The 305-nt window shown below is 56.4% G+C and carries 1 protein-coding gene; it reads right to left on the bottom strand.

The genetic code is table 11. From position 1 onward, the window contains the following. The coding region (locus OGY09_RS01070; protein WP_286589818.1) for a helix-turn-helix transcriptional regulator at positions 1-227 on the bottom strand (227 nt) is incomplete at its 3' end. Between the last annotated feature and the right edge of the window lie 78 nt (positions 228-305).

Genomic DNA, 305 nt, shown 5'->3' with positions numbered 1-305 from the left:
GCCATCCATGCGGTGATTTCAGACTGCGCCCACGCCACGTTTTTCCCACCGAGGGAGATTTGTTTCGGGAAAGCTTCCCGGCTGATGAGGTCGTAAATGGTCGAGCGGGACAGGCCGCACAGATGCATCACTTCGGGCAGACGGATAAAGCGCTCGTGAACGGTATCAGAAACCGGCATCAGCGGCGCGGCAGGGGCAGAAGACGGGGAAGAAAAAGCAGTGTGCATCGGGCTACCTCACAAAGTCCATACAGTGCCGGTCGTGTCCGTCCGGCTTCGGGTAGCTCTCTATTTTGTGAATATTTT

This window comes from Citrobacter sp. Cpo071, assembly GCF_030332765.1.
GTDB lineage: Bacteria > Pseudomonadota > Gammaproteobacteria > Enterobacterales > Enterobacteriaceae > Citrobacter > Citrobacter portucalensis.
This window is presented reverse-complemented; position numbering and strand designations above follow the sequence as displayed.